The organism is Kribbella sp. NPDC055110, assembly GCF_053607525.1.
In genome coordinates this window covers 1-14,122 of sequence record NZ_JBSGTS010000039.1, presented here as the reverse complement: position 1 = coordinate 14,122, position 14,122 = coordinate 1, and the positions used below count along the sequence as shown (strand labels likewise).

The 14,122-nt window shown below is 68.4% G+C and carries 9 protein-coding genes and 1 pseudogene; 4 read left to right on the top strand and 6 right to left on the bottom strand.

Annotation, left to right across the window (positions count from 1 at the left end; all coding sequences use genetic code 11):
• Nucleotides 1-6 precede the first annotated feature (6 nt).
• Nucleotides 7-1,191, top strand: coding sequence for a SpoIID/LytB domain-containing protein (locus tag ACWF0M_RS35470; RefSeq protein ID WP_452240133.1), 1,185 nt, complete (start codon nt 7-9; stop codon nt 1,189-1,191).
• Between the two features lie 111 nt (nt 1,192-1,302).
• Entirely contained in the window at nt 1,303-2,472 is a 1,170-nt protein-coding gene (locus tag ACWF0M_RS35465) for a glycoside hydrolase family 76 protein (protein ID WP_452240132.1), read from the top strand.
• A gap of 63 nt (nt 2,473-2,535) precedes the next feature.
• Here ACWF0M_RS35465 and ACWF0M_RS35460 read toward each other — a convergent pair whose 3' ends face one another.
• The 3 genes from ACWF0M_RS35460 to ACWF0M_RS35450 all read right to left on the bottom strand — a co-directional run bounded on the left by ACWF0M_RS35460 (nt 2,536) and on the right by ACWF0M_RS35450 (nt 5,651).
• A complete protein-coding gene (locus tag ACWF0M_RS35460) occupies nt 2,536-3,384 on the bottom strand; it encodes a peptidylprolyl isomerase (protein ID WP_452240131.1) in 849 nt (282 codons plus the stop codon).
• Nucleotides 3,385-3,498: 114 nt separating this feature from the next.
• Nucleotides 3,499-3,876 carry a VOC family protein gene (locus tag ACWF0M_RS35455; protein ID WP_452240130.1) on the bottom strand — a complete coding sequence of 126 codons (378 nt, stop codon included), beginning with the start codon at nt 3,874-3,876 and terminating at the stop codon, nt 3,499-3,501.
• Complete coding sequence (locus ACWF0M_RS35450) at nt 3,876-5,651, bottom strand: acetyl/propionyl/methylcrotonyl-CoA carboxylase subunit alpha (protein ID WP_452240129.1); 1,776 nt, start codon at nt 5,649-5,651, stop codon at nt 3,876-3,878. The genes ACWF0M_RS35455 and ACWF0M_RS35450 overlap by 1 nt, the downstream gene beginning before the upstream one ends.
• A 295-nt stretch (nt 5,652-5,946) precedes the next feature.
• Between ACWF0M_RS35450 and ACWF0M_RS35445 the strand changes: the two genes are divergently transcribed.
• Complete coding sequence (locus tag ACWF0M_RS35445) at nt 5,947-6,879, top strand: SMP-30/gluconolactonase/LRE family protein (RefSeq protein WP_452240128.1); 933 nt, start codon at nt 5,947-5,949, stop codon at nt 6,877-6,879.
• Here ACWF0M_RS35445 and ACWF0M_RS35440 read toward each other — a convergent pair.
• The gene (locus ACWF0M_RS35440) at nt 6,866-8,302 is read right to left on the bottom strand and encodes an Nramp family divalent metal transporter (protein WP_452240127.1); all 1,437 of its coding nucleotides are present in this window, start codon (nt 8,300-8,302) and stop codon (nt 6,866-6,868) included. The genes ACWF0M_RS35445 and ACWF0M_RS35440 overlap by 14 nt on opposite strands.
• Nucleotides 8,303-8,396: 94 nt before the next feature.
• Between ACWF0M_RS35440 and ACWF0M_RS35435 the strand changes: the two genes are divergently transcribed.
• On the top strand, nt 8,397-11,411 hold the full coding sequence (locus ACWF0M_RS35435) for a helix-turn-helix transcriptional regulator (protein WP_452240126.1): 3,015 nt from the start codon (nt 8,397-8,399) through the stop codon (nt 11,409-11,411).
• On the opposite strand, the gene ACWF0M_RS35430 is transcribed toward ACWF0M_RS35435, so the two are convergent.
• Together ACWF0M_RS35430 and ACWF0M_RS35425 are read right to left on the bottom strand one after the other, a co-directional pair.
• The gene (locus tag ACWF0M_RS35430) at nt 11,398-11,838 is read right to left on the bottom strand and encodes a YdeI/OmpD-associated family protein (RefSeq protein ID WP_452240125.1); all 441 of its coding nucleotides are present in this window, start codon (nt 11,836-11,838) and stop codon (nt 11,398-11,400) included. The two genes, ACWF0M_RS35435 and ACWF0M_RS35430, sit on opposite strands and share 14 nt — an antisense overlap.
• A gap of 674 nt (nt 11,839-12,512) precedes the next feature.
• A pseudogene (locus ACWF0M_RS35425) lies at nt 12,513-14,122 on the bottom strand (hypothetical protein); the annotation flags it as partial.

Genomic DNA, 14,122 nt, shown 5'->3' with positions numbered 1-14,122 from the left:
CTCACTATGAGGAAACGTGCGATAGCGGCGGTCGTCCTGTCGTCCACGCTGATCAGCGCGACCGCCCAGGCCCGCGAGGTCGTGCCGGCCGCGGCGCCGGACACGACGATCAACGGGCGCGGCTTCGGGCACGGCCGCGGATTGTCGCAGTACGGCGCGCAGGGTGCGGCGCTGGCCGGGAAGCCGGCGATGCAGATCCTCGATTTCTACTACCCGGACACGACGACCGGGAAGGCGACCGGCAGCATCCGGGTCCGGGTCAGCGCGGACACCACCGACGGCGTGCGGGTCGGTGCGGTGAGCGGGCTCGCGGTTCGCTCGCTGGCCACCGGCAAGGTCTACCCGTTGCCCAGGGCATCGACTCGGAACCAGTGGTCGATCGACCCGAACGGCGAACACGGCACGAAGGTCAGCTCGTACGACGCGAAGGCCCGGAAATGGACGCTCTACAAGACGTTCACGGGGATGGCGCAGTTCGAGGGCGCGGCGGTGATCGGGCTCGTGCTGCCGAGTGGCGCCGTACGCCGGTATCGCGGCGCGCTGCGGGCGATCGACGTGTCCAGGGCGCATCTGGACACGGTGAACGTGCTGCCGCTCGAGTACTACCTGCGAGGCGTCGTACCCCGGGAGTCGGTGTCGAGCTGGCGGCCTGCCGCGTTGCAGGCGCAGGCCGTTGCCGCGCGCACCTATTCGGTGTTCCACCGGGCCCGCGCGGCGCGGAAAGCGTATGACTTGTGCGACACCACGTCCTGCCAGGTGTACGGCGGGTACGACTCGGAGGAGACGTCGACGAACAACGCGATCGCGGCGACCGCGGGACAGGTCCGGCTGTACAAGGGGAATCCGATCATCGCCGAGTTCTCCTCGTCGAACGGCGGGGCGACGGCGGCGGGCGATGCGCCGTACCAAGTCACGAAGGCTGACGGCTGGGACGCGTACCCGGAGAACGGGAACCCGAACGTGACGTGGTCGGTGACGCGGACGGCCGCCCAGATGCAGGCGGTCTTCGACGTCGGGTCGATCCGCTACGTCCGGGTCCTGAAGCGGACCGGCGTCGGCCCGGGCGGCGGGCGGGCGCTCACCGTCGAGGCGGTCGGATCGCGCGGAAAGCGTGTTCTGACGGCCGACCAGGTGCGGATCCGGCTCCACCTCCGGTCCGCGTGGATCAGTTTCCCGGCCCGAACTCCTTGATATACCAACTAGGCGTCCGCGAAGGCTTGCTCGCTGAGCCATTGACGCGGTGTCCGTGCGCCAGTTAGAACGTGACATCGCTGTCAACCACCGCCCAGGAGGAGCAGGTCGATGCGCAGAAAGATTGGTATATCAACTCGTGTGGCCGCCGGAGTGCTCACGGTCGCGGTCCTCGGCTCGCTGACCATGACCACGGCCAGCGCCGGCGATCCGGCCGGAACCGACCCGACCGCAGCCGCTCGAGCGCGTGCGTCGTACGACGCGATCAACACGTACTTCGACGCCGGCAGGGGGCTGCTGCTCGAGGAGTACCCGAACACCCAGAGCAACCCGTACTCGTACGTCTGGCCGTACTCGCAGGCGGCGATCGCGGCGGAGGACCTGGCCGGCGTACCGGGTGCGGGCCGGCAGGGCTCGGCGGAGGCCGATCGACGGCTTGCGGCGTACGAGTTCTACTGGAACGCCGGGACGACGCCGACCGGGTACGACTCGTACGTCCGGCCGCCGAACGGCCAGGGCGGCGACAAGTTCTACGACGACAACGAGTGGATCGGGCTGAACCTGATCCAGCGGTTCAAGCGGACTGGTGACCGTGCTGCACTCGCTCGTGCGAAGGACATCTTCGCGCTCGTCGTCCACGGCTGGGACACCGACGCGTCCCACCCGTGCGCCGGTGGCGTGTTCTGGACGCAGGCGCCGTGGAGCCAGGACCGGAACACGGTGTCGAACGGCCCGGGCGCCGAGCTCGGGGCGCACCTGTACCTGCTGACGCGGGACAAGTCGTACCTGACCTGGGCCCAGCGGATGTACCAGTGGGCGCAGGACTGCCTGCTCGCGCCGAACGGGCTGTACTGGGACCACATCGACCTGGCCGGCAATATCGAGAAGACGCAGTGGAGCTACAACCAGGGCGTCATGCTCGGCGCCGGCGTGTTGTTGTTCAAGGCAACGGGTAACGCCCGCTACCTGAACGACGCGAAGTCGGTCGCCAACGCCTCGCTGGCGTTCTACAACACACCGGAGATCCTGGCGAAGAACGGTGCGGCGTTCAACTCGATCTGGTTCAAGAACCTGTTGATCCTGGACTCGGTCGCGCCGGATTCCCGGTACCGCAAGGCGATGCAGTCGTACGCCGACTACAACTGGAACACCACCCGGGACCCCGCGACGAACCTCTACAAGTTCCGCGAGGGATCGGTCGAGCTCCTGCAGCAGTCCGGAATCACCCAGGTCCACGCACTACTGGCGTGGCCGCGTTCGCAGTACCACCTCCTCGCCTGACCCCCACACCGTTACGTCCGAAGAAGCGATGGCTCGCACCCACACTTCTTCGGACGTTACGGGTCAGGCTGCTGCTGTTGCCGACTTGATTTCCACCGGAGTGACCGGCGTACCGTCCTGGGGGCCGTTCTGCGGCGTGACGCCGGCCTCCGCGACCTTGTCGATCAGCTTCACGCTCGGCTCGTCGATCGTCCCGAACGCTGTGTACTGCGGGGTCAACCCGGACGCGTCGCCGTACACGATGAAGAACTGGCTGCCGTTCGTGTTCGCGCCGGAGTTCGCCATCGCGAGGATGCCGCGGCCGTACTTCAGCGTCGGGTACACCTCGTCCGCGAAGCTGTAGCCCGGGCCGCCGGATCCGGTGCCGCTCGGGTCGCCGCACTGCAGCACCTGCAGGCCCTCACCGACCGTCAGCCGGTGACACTTGGTGTTGTCGAAGTACTTCTGGCCGACCAGGCTCAGGAAGTTCTTCACGGTGCAGGGCGCGAGCGCGCTGTCCAGCGTGAGCTGCAGGTCGCCGACGGACGTGTTCAGGCTGACCTTCGACGTACCCGACGCCTTGGTCTTCCCGTTGGCCGGTGGATCGACCTTCTTGGCGGCCGGCTCGGTGGACTTCTTGTACGTGCAGTTCACCTCGGACGCGAGCGGCGTCGCCCGCTTCGGCGCCGGTGCCATCGCGGTCGGGATGCTGGCCGGCTTGTTCTGCGCCGCCACCGACGGCGTCGCGGCCGGCTTGTCGTCGCCGCCCGCCCCGAACACCACGAAGACCCCCACGAGAACCACGACCACCGCCGCGACCGCAGTCACGGTGATCCCCAGATTCCGCCGCTGTCGCCGCCGCTCGATCTCCCGCTCAGCCTGCCGCTTCGCCTTCCGCGCCGCCAGCTGCTGCTGATGGGTCTTCTTGGACATGCAGTAACCCTCCTCACCGAAACACCTGCACGGAACCTACAGCGAAAACCTGAGAACTGTCTGTCAATCCTCCCGAATCGTGAGGTTCTCGGTGCGGGGTCACCACATGGGCTGCTACGGGTGGTCGGCGCCCCAGATGAGGCAGAATTCGTTGCCTTCGGGGTCTCTGAGGCATTGCCAGAGGGTGCCGTCGTAGATGTCGTCGGCTCGGGTGGCGCCGAGGGAGAGGGCGCGGGCGATCGAGCGGTCCTTGGTGTCCGGGGGGACGTAGAGGTCCAGGTGGACGCGGTTCTTGCGGACCTGTTTGCCTTCGGGGACCTGGGCGAAGTCCAGGCGGACCCGGCCGCCGTGGAGTTCGGTGACGCCGTGCTGGTCGGGGCGGAGCTCGCCGCCGATCAGTGCCTGCCAGAACCGCCCGAGCCGGTCCGGATCCGCACAGTCGAACGCGACCGCGTCGATCACCGGAACCGGCAGGTACTCCTCGTCCTGCATCAGTCCTTGATCTCGCAGATGACGGCGCCGGCGGAGACCGTGGCGCCTACTTCCGCGCTGAGGCCGGTGACGGTGCCGGACTTGTGGGCGTTCAGCGGCTGCTCCATCTTCATCGCCTCGAGGACCACGATCAGGTCGCCCTCGGCGACCGTCGCGCCTTCTTCGACGGCGATCTTGACGATCGTGCCCTGCATCGGCGACGTCAGCGAATCGCCGGACGCGGCCGAGGCCTTCGTTCCGCCTGCCCGGCGCGACGGCTTCTTCTTCGCGTTGCCGGCAGCCGGGGAGGCCCCTATCGCACCGAGCCCCGCGGGCAGGACGACCTCGAGCCGCTTGCCCCCGACCTCGACGGTGACCTTCTCGCGCTCGGCGTCGGACGGCGCCTCGGCCGTCGGACCGTCGTACGGCGTGAGCTGGTTGTCGTACTCGGTCTCGATCCAGCGCGTGTGGACCTTGAACCCGTCCGTCCCGACGAAGGCCGGGTCGGAGACGACCGCGGCGTGGAACGGGATCACCGTCGGCATGCCCTCGACGACGAACTCCTTCAGCGCCCGCCGCGACCGTTCCAGCGCCTGCTGACGGTCCCGCCCGGTGACGATCAGCTTCGCGACCAGCGAGTCGAACGCGCCCGGCACGGTCTCGCCCTGGTCGTACCCGCCGTCCAGACGGATCCCCGGGCCCGACGGCGCGTGCCAGCGCGTCAAGGTCCCCGGAGCGGGCAGGAACCCGCGGCCACCGTCCTCGGCGTTGATCCGGAACTCGATCGAGTGCCCGGAGACCAACGGGTCGTCGTACCCGAGTTCCTCGCCCTGAGCGATCCGGAACATCTCCCGCACCAGGTCCAGACCGGTGACCTCTTCCGAGACCGGGTGCTCGACCTGCAGCCGGGTGTTGACCTCGAGGAACGAGATCAGCCCGTCCTGCCCGACCAGGAACTCGCACGTCCCGGCGCCGACGTACCCGGCCTCGCGGAGGATCTTCTTCGACGACGAGTAGAGCAGCTCCAACTGCTCAGGAGACAGGAACGGAGCCGGCGCCTCCTCGACGAGCTTCTGGTACCGGCGCTGCAGCGAGCAGTCCCGCGTCGACACGACGACAACGTTGCCGTGGGCATCGGCCAGGCATTGGGTCTCGACGTGCCGCGGCTTGTCCAGGTACCGCTCGACGAAGCACTCACCGCGGCCGAACGCACTGACAGCCTCACGGGTCGCCGACTCGAACAGTTCCGGGATTTCCTCCAGCGTCCGCGCGACCTTCATCCCACGCCCGCCACCGCCGTACGCCGCCTTGATCGCGATCGGCAGCCCGTACTCCTGCGCAAACGCGACGACCTCATCGGCATTGGCAACCGGATCCGGCGTACCAGGGACCTGCGGCGCGCCGACCTTCTCGGCGATGTGCCGCGCCTTGACCTTGTCGCCGAGCGAATCGATCGCCGACGGCGGCGGCCCGATCCAGATCAACCCGGCGTCGATCACCGCCTGAGCGAACGCGGCGTTCTCGGCCAGGAACCCGTAGCCCGGATGTACGGCGTCGGCGCCCGAGCGGGCCGCCACGTCGAGGATCTTGCCGATGTTCAGGTAGGAGTCGGCCGGTGTCGACCCGTCCAGCGCGTAGGCCTCGTCGGCGAGCCGGACGAACAGCGCGTCCCGGTCCTGGTCGGCGTACACGGCGATGCTGCCCAGCCCCGCGTCGGCGGCGGCACGGACGACCCGGACGGCGATCTCGCCCCGGTTGGCGACCAGCACCTTGGTGATCTGCAAGCTGTCGGACACAGCAACTCCCTTCGGCTGGCCCGAGTCTAGGGTCAAGCAGCCGTCCTGGGGGCAGGTTGTTGCTCACACCACGGTGGGTTGTCCTTCGAAGAAGGTCTCCAGGACGACGACTGTCTGAGTGCTGGTCACTCCGTCCACCTGATGGAGCGCCCGCAGGCGGACGTCAGGGGCCTCTGCGGGGACCGGGTCCGGTTGTGGGGTGAGTTCCTGGCGGGACGGCGCTGTACCTCTGTGCCCCCGTTGCGGCGCCACGCATATCCTTCCGTCCGAGAGGTCCAACTCAGGAGGAGTCGTGATGACGGGAATTCTGGAGCCGTTGGCAGGGACCGCACCGGCCGTCTGGGAGAAGCTCGACGACCGGTTCGCCGGGATCCGCGGCGACAGCCGGCTCGAACGGTTGTGGACCGGCGGCCGCTGGGTCGAAGGCCCGGTGTACTCCGCAGCGGGCCGGTACCTGCTCTGGAGCGACATCCCGAACGACCGCATCCTGCGCTGGGACGAGACGTCGTACCAGGTCTCCGTCTTCCGGCACCCGGCCGGCAACACCAACGGCCACACCCGCGACACCGAGGGCAGGCTCGTGAGCTGCGAGCACGGCAACCGGCGCGTGACACGGACGGAGCACCACGGCGGCATCACCGTCCTCGCCCACGAGTACGACGGGAAGCGGCTGAACTCCCCGAACGACGTAGTGGTGAAGCGGGACGGCTCGATCTGGTTCACGGATCCGGCGTACGGGATCGACAGCGACTACGAGGGGTACAAGGGCGAGATCGAGACCGGCGGCTGCCATGTGTACCGGGTCGCGCCGGACGGTGGGCTGACCCGCGTCGCCGACGACTTCAACCGGCCGAACGGGCTCGCGTTCGCACTCGACGAGTCGTTGCTCTACATCACCGATTCGGAGGAGGCGACGATCCGCGTCTTCACCGTCGACGGCGACAAGCTGAGCGGCGGCGAGCTGTTCGCCGAGTGCGGCAACGGCATCTTCGACGGCATCCGCCTCGACACCCAGGGCCGCGTCTGGGCGTCGGCGGCGGACGGCGTCCACGTCTACCACCCCGACGGCACGCTACTCGGCAAGCTCCTGGTCCCCGAAACCGTCAGCAACCTCACCTGGGGCGGCCCGAAACGCAACCGCTTGTTCCTGACCGCCACCACGTCCGTCTACTCCCTCTTCACCACGGTGAACGGCGCCCCGGAGGCCTACGGCCCTAGAGCTTCTTGACCTGGTCGATGATGGTGAAGACGGCGAGGAAACCGAAGGCCAGGAACGAGAACCAGAGGACGGCCGAGCGCCAGGTGGTGATTCGGATGGCGTGCGGGAGGGCCCTCGAATTCATCCACCAGAGCAGGCCCGAGTAGACGAACATCATCGTGCCGGCGGTGCAGGCGGAGATCACCAGGAGCACCAGCGGCTGAGTGAGGCCGGCCAGCAGGACGATGATGCCGAAGGCAACCAGTCCCCAGACCAGCCAGAAGTACAGCTTGGACTCGGTGACGCTGGACTCGCGCAGGTACCGGGCCTTGACCATGTCGGCCGCCAGCCGGGACGTGTAGTCGACGATGCCGGCCGCCGCGGCGAACAGCGAGAAGGCGCCGATCGCCCAGAACAGGTAGCCGAACCAGCCGCCGACGATGGTCTGCAGCGTCGTACCCTCGATCTTCAGGAAACCGATGTTGTTCTTGACATTTCCGTCTCCGAACAGCGTGGCGTGGGCAAGCATCGAGGTAAAGATGATCGTCACCACGGTGATCGCCACGAACGTCGCGGCCTGCTCGATGTTCGCGAACTTCCACCAGCGCTTCCAGCGGGCCAGGTTCTCGTCGTTCGGCGGGAACGTGTACCCGTTGGCGGTCGGGTCGGCCTCGGTTTCACCGGTCACCGGTGACGTCAGCCGCGGTACGTGCACGCCCATCCCGAAGCCCTTGTCCCGGATCCAGTTGCTCTGTACAAGGTTCTGGCCGCCGCCCGCTCCGGCGTACGCGATCGCGCCCATCACCAGCGCGAACCCGAGCTCCTCGGCCGGGAACTGCGGGTGCGCGACCGCGTCCCCGAGTGCGCCGTACGTCTTCCCGCGGATCGCAAACGCGAGCGCGAGGACGACGAGCAGCGCGACGGCCGCGATCTTGACCGCGATCAGCCGCTCGAGCATCACGTAGACGACCGGCGCGAGGGTCAGGATCGCCCCGATCAGCACGAGCATGGCGATCGCGATCCAGCGCGGGTTGCCGGCGCCGAAGAGGTAGGTGAGCATGCTCGCCGAGCTCGTCGCCCAGCCGGGCCACAGGTTCGCGAAGTAAGTCATGATCGCGAAGAACAGGCCCCAGTGCTTCCCGTACCGGTTGAAGCCGGTCAACGCTGTCTCACCAGTTGCCAGCGTGTACCGCTCGATCTCCATGTTCAGGAACCACTGGACCACCACGCCCACGACGGCGCCCCAGAGGAACACCAGTCCGACCTGGCTGGAGATGTACGGCCAGAGGATGAACTCTCCCGAGGCCAGCCCCACCCCGGCGCCGACCATGCCGGGGCCGATGATCTTCCAGGTCTTGCTGGGCGGCTCGGGAAGGTCGCGAACTTGTGGTGCGGGCAGATTCTTGGTCGGTAGTGCGAATCGTCCGTGGTCAGTCGATGTGGTGTCTGCCATCAGGCTCCTCACTCTCCTCGACCCCCTGCTCCGGAGGTTAACGAATACTGTCGACAACGGCGACCCGACACAGCCGAATGGCAGACTGGCGCCCATGGGTGGGGTGACAGTCCTGATCGCGTCGTACGCCGGTGCCGCCAGCGCACCCGCCTACGCACGCCTGGCCGGCCTGGCCGCCGAGCTGCCGGGGGAGCAGCTGGTACGCCGGGACGCCGGATGGCCCGTCCTCGTGTACGCCGACCCGCTCGACGCGACCACCGCAGCGCGATCGCTCCGGGACGCAGCCTCCCAGGTGCCTGCTGGCGAGCTGCTGCGGATCGCGCTGCACACTGCACCTTCAACGACACAGGCAGTCCGGCATGCCGAGCATCTGCTGGCGATCGCCAATCCGGGGCAGACGTTGCTGACAGCAACAACTGCTGCAGGTCTGATTGGCGTTATCGATCTCGGCCTGCACCGGTTGCGAGACCTCGGCTCGCCGGAGCGGGTCTTCGAGCTCACCTCCACCGCCGCGCCGTTGCAGTCCTTGGACGCGGTGCCGAACAACCTGCCGGTGATGTTCACCACCTTCGTCGGCCGCGAGACCCAGGTCGCCGCGCTCCGCACCCAACTCTCCGGCAGTCGCCTGGTCACCCTCACCGGACCAGGCGGTAGCGGAAAGACCCGCCTGGCAGCGCAGACCGCCGCGCAACTGGCCGAACGCTGGCCGGACGGAGTCTGGTGGGTCGACCTCTCCGCCGTCACCGACGGTGCGCAGATCCCCGACACGGTCGCCGCCGCGGTCGGTCTCCTGATCGAGTCCGGTGACCGCCTCCTCATCGGACAGCTCCGCACCAAACGCGCCTTGATCTGCCTCGACAACTGCGAGCAGATCATCGCGGGTGTGGCCGAGTTCGTCGTCGCTCTCCAGACCGGGTGCCCTGAGGTATCCGTTCTCGCGACGAGCCGGGAGCCGTTGGACCTGCCCGGCGAGGCGATCTGGCGCGTACCCGCCCTGGCTCCGGACGAAGCGCGAGCCTTGTTTCTCGAGCGCGCCGGCGGTCTTGCGCGGATCGAGTCCGATCAGGCAATCCGCGCGATCTGTGTGCGTTTGGACGGTATTCCGCTCGCTCTCGAGTTGGCTGCCGCCTGGGTCCGCACGCTGACACCCGAGCAGATCTTGGCGGGTCTGAGCGATCGGTTCGGCCTGCTGACGAAGAACGTTCGTGGTGTCGCGGCGCGCCAGCGCACCCTTGCCGCATCGATCGACTGGAGCTACGACCTGCTCGACGAGGACGAGCGCCAGGTCTTCCGTCGGCTGGCGGTCTTCGCCGGCGGATTCACCCTCGACGCCGCATCGGCCGTTTGCGGCGCCGTACTGGATGTCCTTGCGCGGCTTGTCGACAAATCGCTTGTCGTCGCCGAGGGCGGGCGGTACCGGCTGCTGGAGACGATCCGCGAGTACGCCGGAAAACGTTTGACGGCGGACGATGACGTACGGGATCGGCATCTCGACCATTTCCTCGAGGTCGCCGAGGCCGCAGAACCCTTGCTGGACAAGGATCGCGACGCCTGGCGCGCTCTCATCGAACCGGATCGCGAAAACTATCGCGCCGCACTGGAAAACGGACTTTCCGCGGATGATCCCGAACGCGGCCGGCGTCTCGCCGCGGCGCTGCGGTGGCTGTGGAACCTGCAGGCGACCGGCAACGAGGGCATCGGCTACCTGCGCCGCGCGATCGACCGCGCGCCGGACGACAGAACGTTGCTGCAGGCCCGTTTGCTCTACGGGTACGCGACAGTCGCCGACACCGTCGACCCGTTCGGGTACGACGCTGCGGGCCGCGGGCTCGAACTCGCGACCGAACTCGGCGACGACCGGCTCCGCTCGCTCTTCCTCGCCCTGGTGGCGGTCGGCGAGTTCTTCACCGACTTCCAGAAAGCGTGGGATCTGACGGCGGAAGGTGTTCGGCTGGCGGACGGTCTCGGCGACGAATCGGCCCGGAACGCGAACGTCGCGCTGCAGTGCGTACTGCTCTCACTGTGGGATCGCCATGACGACCTCCGCCCACTGCTCGATCGCGCCGCCGACGGTCTGATCACCAGCGGCGAACGCGGTATCGCCTCGACCGTCCTCACCGTCTGGTCCGAGAGCCTGGTCTCCACCGGCGAACCGTTGAAGGCCGTCGAGCTCGCCGAACGCGCCCTCGCCGCCGCCGAGCCGCTCGCCGACTTCCACCGCGTCGGCACCGCCCGCGGGCAACTGGCATCAGTGCTGGCCAGAACGGGCCGCCTCGACGAAGCACGCGAGTTGATGCGGCCGCTGCTCGAACTGGCCGACACGGCGGGCGCCGTCGTACCGAATCTAGGTCAAGTCATGGGGCTGATCTCCTTCTGGAGCGGCGAGTACGACGCAGCGGTCGAGTGGCTGGCCCGCGACACCGCGCCGGACAGCCCGCTCGCCGGGACGTTCGCACCCGCGATGCTGCTGCCCACCGTCGCCGCTGCGAAGCGCGCCGGCGGACAGGACGCGACCGAGATCCTCGAACGCGCGGCCGGGTTGGCGCGTCGCTACAACCTCCCGCGGATCCTGGCCGACGCACTCGACCAACTCGGCCGGACCGCGATCACCGAACACCCCGACAAGGCCGCCGACCTCCTACATCAGGCCCTGACAATCCGCGCCGACCACGGACTACGCACGTACGTCATCGACAGCCTGGAATCCCTCGCCCTCCTAGCAACCCACACCAACCGCCCCACCGACGCGACCCGCCTCGCCTCCGCCGCATCCACCGCCCGCACGACACTCGGCCTGGCAACGCCCCCGGACCTCCCGGCACTCGCACAGCCATCGCCGGGGCAGCCCGAGCCGGCGCTGTCGTTGGACGAGGCCGTCGCCTATGCCCGCCGTACCCGCGGTGCTCGCGGCCGCCCGTCATCCGGCTGGGCCAGCCTCACACCGACCGAGGAACAGGTGGTCGCTCTGGCCGTCGAGGGCCTCAGCAACCCCGAGATCGGCGAGCGCCTGTTCATGAGCCGCGGCACGGTCAAAACCCACCTGGCCCACGTGTACGCCAAACTCGGCGTCTCCAACCGCACCGAACTGGCCTCCCTCAAGAAGGCTTGAGCATCTCCACGGCCTTCGCGATCCGCCGCGCCCGTGTCTCGGCCTTCTTGGCATCCACGATCGCGTTCACGTGCTCGCGCCGATGGCTGTAACTCAACCCGTCGAACGACTCCCGCAACCCCGCCTCCGCCAATGCCGCCGCGAAGTCCTCCGGCACCTCCACCACCCGCTCACCGGAATCCCGCTCCACCGTCACAGTGACGGCGTCACCATCGCCCTTCCCCAACTCGGCGCGAATGCTCTTCAACACCCCCAACGCCATACACCCACCCATAGACGCAATCGACCCCCGATACCCCACCCCGTCAAACGTAGCCACCACCGGAATCCGCCCACCCCCACCCAACGCAGCAACCACCTCCCCCGGTACCTCCACCCAGGCACCGCCACCGTCATTCACCACAACCCGACCCTCAAACGTCTCCATACCTCCAAGGTACAAAGAACGCGACCCGGGTCCCCTCCGCGACATAGACGCCGAGCCCCGCGAGACCCAGACGAACACCGCCGACCGAGCCTCCTGTCACGGAAGCACAATCCGCGGCCAACGACGACGCACAGCAACACGACGCGGGCCAGGAGACGCAAGGCAGGACGACCCACGGCAGCAGAAAGCCGACAGAAGCGCGGGAATGGCCCACGCGCAACTAGGCCGCCGGGGAGTTGGCGCGGCGCCGGACGCGGACAGTCCGAGGCGCGGGCCAGACACGGACAGCACGACGCCTGGCACGGCAGCAGAAACCGATAGGGGCGGGAATGGCGCACGCGCCACAGCAGCATGCGAGGCAGCAGGCGCGGCACCAGACGCGGACGGCACGAGGCGCGGGTCGGACTACGACGCGGGGCAGCAGGCGCGTAGTCGGACGCGGAGCAGTAGGACGCGGGGGGCAGCGGCAGCGGAGGAAGACGCGGACGAGACGAGGCCCGGCAGTAGAGCGCGGACTGAGGCGGCGCGGAGCAAGACGTGGACAAGGCGAGGCGCGGCAGCAGAGCGCGGACTGAGGCGGCGCGGAGCAAGACGTGGACAAGACGAGGCCTGGCAGCAGAGCGCGGACTGAAGCCGTGCGGTGCATGAGACGCGGGGCAGCGACTGGTTGCAACTCAGGTTGGATGCGGCGGGGACTCACCGGAGGCTCGTCGATCGATCCGGTGGGTGCCGTCGGGATCGACCTGGAAGGTGAACCCGTGCGGCGTGGTCCACTCGAGTGTCCTGTAGTCGATCCGGCGCACGTTCCAGCCGCGGGCATGGGTTTTCACCCGGTGCCCGAACCTGCCCAGCGGCGCGAGATTGGTGGTGCTGGTTTGGCCGGTGGGTCCGTGTGGGTCGTAGGGCTCGATGTGGTCGAGGTCGATGGTGCCAGTGGTTTCACGGTTGCCGTACGGGAACAGTTCGACGGGGTAGGTGAACCTGACGCGGTCGCGGATGCGGGTGGGGATCTCGTAGGCGTCGACGCTGACGGCGTCGTTGAGGTCGATGACCGGTTTCACGGTGTAGGGGCCGTAGCCGATGAGTTCGGTGAGTTGGGCCGCGAGCAGTGGTCCGATGCTTTCGGCGCGCAGTACACCGCTGCCGGTGGCCAGGGTGTGGTCGGTGAGGTGCACGACGACCTCGGTCTGTCCCGGACGTACCTGTCCCGCCCGCGCCGATCCCGGACGCGTCTGTCCCGCCCGCGCCGATCCCGGACGCGTCTGTCCTGCCCGCGCCGGTCCTGGACGTGTCTGTTCTGCACGGGCCGATCCTGGACGGACCTGTCCCTTGGTTTCGTTGATCGGGTGTGCCGGTCGCGCCGGCGTACCCGGGCACGCCGGCTTGGCTGGACCGCCTGGGTCGTACGGACTGCCGGGGTTGGTGGGGTGGGTGGGGTAGCTCGGGTTGGCGTAGGCGTCCTGCTTGATTTGTGCGAGCCGGGCGCGGAGTGCCCGCAACGCGGCGGCATCCATCGCCGAACCCTGGTCGGGTTCGTTGCCCGCGTCCGCGGATTGGGCTGCTGTTCGCCGGTCGAAGGGGTCGGTCGGCGGGTCGGGGTCGTAGGGCGCGGCGGCTTCCAGCCACGGATCGTCCGGTGGACCCGCCGGCTCTACCGGATCGAGCGGCTCGGGCAGTTCGAGCGAGCCTGACGGCTCAAGGCAGTCCGATCGCCCGGGCCGGTTTGGCAGTTCGACAGACTCCGGCGGTTCGAGCGAGTCGTGGGGCTTGAGCAGGTCATCGGGTTTGAGCGAGCCCGGCGGCTCAGGCGGGTCTGGTAGGCGTGGGGCGCCGGGAAGCGGTGGGTCCAGTGGGCCGGCGTGCGGCCCGCCCTCTCCACTCTCACCAACCGGCGCCACCGCATCGCCCGGCAGCACCACGTCGTCCTGCACCACGTCGTCGCCCTGCACCACCGGGTCGTCCTGGACCACCGGGTTGTCCTGCACCGCCGGTCCGTTCGGCGTCGCCGGGTCTTGCCGCGTCACCGGACTGTCCTGTGCCGCCGCGTCACCCTGCGCCGGCGGGTTGTTCGGCGTCGCTGGGTCGTTCGGCGTCGCTGGGTTGTCCGGGGTCGCTGGGTTGTCGGGGGTTGTGTGGTCGTGGGGTTCGTGGCGGGTGGGTGGGTTGGTGGGGCTGGGTGGCGGGGTGGCCGGGAGGGCTGTTTCGATGTGGGTGCGGGCTTGGGCGAGGAGTTCTTGGGTGTAGCGGGGGTCGGCGTTGATCTCGAGGGCGTCGGCGCGGCGGT

What these genes read in the sequence shown, in the direction of transcription:
- ACWF0M_RS35440 (WP_452240127.1), bottom strand. Translation starts at nt 8,302, where the DNA reads ATGGCAGACACCACATCGACTGACCACGGACGATTCGCACTACCGACC.
- ACWF0M_RS35465 (WP_452240132.1), top strand. Translation starts at nt 1,303, where the DNA reads ATGCGCAGAAAGATTGGTATATCAACTCGTGTGGCCGCCGGAGTGCTC.
- ACWF0M_RS35470 (WP_452240133.1), top strand. Translation starts at nt 7, where the DNA reads ATGAGGAAACGTGCGATAGCGGCGGTCGTCCTGTCGTCCACGCTGATC.
- ACWF0M_RS35445 (WP_452240128.1), top strand. Translation starts at nt 5,947, where the DNA reads ATGACGGGAATTCTGGAGCCGTTGGCAGGGACCGCACCGGCCGTCTGG.
- ACWF0M_RS35455 (WP_452240130.1), bottom strand. Translation starts at nt 3,876, where the DNA reads ATGCAGGACGAGGAGTACCTGCCGGTTCCGGTGATCGACGCGGTCGCG.
- ACWF0M_RS35430 (WP_452240125.1), bottom strand. Translation starts at nt 11,838, where the DNA reads ATGGAGACGTTTGAGGGTCGGGTTGTGGTGAATGACGGTGGCGGTGCC.
- ACWF0M_RS35460 (WP_452240131.1), bottom strand. Translation starts at nt 3,384, where the DNA reads ATGTCCAAGAAGACCCATCAGCAGCAGCTGGCGGCGCGGAAGGCGAAG.
- ACWF0M_RS35435 (WP_452240126.1), top strand. Translation starts at nt 8,397, where the DNA reads ATGGGTGGGGTGACAGTCCTGATCGCGTCGTACGCCGGTGCCGCCAGC.